Origin of the sequence: Okeania sp. SIO2F4 (assembly GCF_010672385.1) — a bacterium.
Lineage (GTDB): Bacteria > Cyanobacteriota > Cyanobacteriia > Cyanobacteriales > Microcoleaceae > Trichodesmium.
This window is the reverse complement of the sequence record NZ_JAAHGT010001310.1, coordinates 1-1,833: the sequence shown is the minus strand read 5'-3', so window position 1 is coordinate 1,833 and position 1,833 is coordinate 1. Positions and strand designations below refer to the sequence as shown.

General features: G+C 33.7%; 1 protein-coding gene. It reads left to right on the top strand.

The features are described from left to right. Positions 1–28: 28 nt before the first annotated feature. The gene (locus F6K22_RS39945; protein ID WP_293110620.1) at positions 29–1,180 is read left to right on the top strand and encodes a hypothetical protein; all 1,152 of its coding nucleotides are present in this window, start codon (positions 29–31) and stop codon (positions 1,178–1,180) included. The last annotated feature ends 653 nt before the right edge of the window (positions 1,181–1,833 follow it).

The following is a 1,833-nucleotide window of genomic DNA, read 5'->3' as shown; positions in this document are numbered from 1 at the left end:
TCAAGAATACTGACAAACAGAAATAGTAGTGTGTAGCCGGATTCGTGATTATGAAGCTCTTTCAAGTCAGTTAAAATTTCAAGCAGCTATATATTTACAGCCCTTAAGTTTAGAGCAAATTCAAGAGTATTTAAAAAATGCAGGTTCAGAATTAGTAGCCGTCAGAAAAGCATTAGAATCTGATGTTAAATTGCAAGAGTTTTCCCGCTCTCCTTTGATTTTAACTATTATCAGTTTAGCTTATCAAGGAATATCAATCGAAGAATTACCTAGTCGCAGTAATGCTGAACTTAGAGAACATTTATTTAATGCTTATATTGACCGAATGTTTAAACGTAGAGCTGTTAATATTGTCTACTCTCAGGAAAAAGTAAAAAAATGGCTAATTTGGTTAGCAAAGCAGATGGTTAGGGAGTCAGAAACTGTATTTTTAATTGAAAGAATGCAGCCAACTTGGCTACAAAGAAAAATCAATAACATTGCTTATATTGTTACCTTACTAATGATAATCTTCTTATTGTTTTGGAATTTATTTAATCAAGCTTTACTAAGTTATGAGCTGCTAATTCTTCTAAGCTTTGGTATTCTCTACTTTTGGCGTTTCTTTGGATTTAAAACTATTCAGACAGTCTCAAGTTTAAGATGGTTAGGAAAATATACTATCAACCGAGTAATTATTGGCATAACTATCGGACTAATTTCTGGTTTGTTATTCAGTCTTTTCAGGCAAGACATAATTAATTATACTATAGTTAGAGGAGCAATGGCTGGATTAAGCTTAGGACTAACTCTAGGAATAGTTCGTGGTATGACAGGTCCGGGAATAGAAGAAGTTACAATTCCCAATCAAGGAATTTTACTGTCAACTAAAAATGCTTTGATATTTGGTTTAATTGCAGCTATATTAATGATTTTATCTGCTAAATTATTAGACTGGTACCTCATCGCTTGGGGTCAATATGGGTTAATTTTCGGATTAGCTGTGGGAGGAGGAGAAGCTTGTGTAAAACATTTTATTTTACGAGTTATTTTGTATTTTAATGGTTATATCCCTTGGAATTATGCTCGTTTTCTTGACTATGCTACTCAATTAATATTTTTACAGAAAGTAGGAGGTGGCTATATTTTTATTCATCGATTATTGTTAGAACATTTTGCTAGAATGCCAAAGAACAGTTAACAGTTATCAAAGTGTAGGGTGGCGATGGGGGGCTAGACACCTTTTATTAATTTTTTCCTATAACTAAAAAATCCTCACTTTTTACTAAATATTTAATTTTTTAGATTTGGCGTTGGTGATGGGTGGCTATGATTTTTCACTCATTAGACATCTCCGATAATTAAAAATCAAATCAATCCCATACGCATAAATAATTAATTCTTTCCCTCTACTGCCTACTCCCTATTTTCCGGAAAGGTCTATTGTAGAAACGGGCAACGTTGAGATAAATGCTTGTTTTTTGTAGAAAGTTTTTTTGATCTGATTGAGGGAAAAAATTTACAAGTCTAGCTTCCTATGGAGAAATGGTATTAGGCGTTCCCGTAGCGTTGCGTAGCACTATCATTACTCTGCCACTTCATCTAAGTCTAAAATCTAAAAACTGTTGCGCAACAGTTGAATTAATTATCAACTAAAAATTTTCACTCTGCCACTTCATCTAAATCTAAAATCTAAAAACTATTGCGCAACAGTTAAATTAATTATCGTGCGACTCGTTGGCCACTAAACTAGGAAACTAGGTATAAATGGCCGTTCCAAGTCAATACATGAGGATCACCTCGACTTGTGAATAACTCTTATTACCTTGGTGGTGAAATTCCACCCACCCTGTT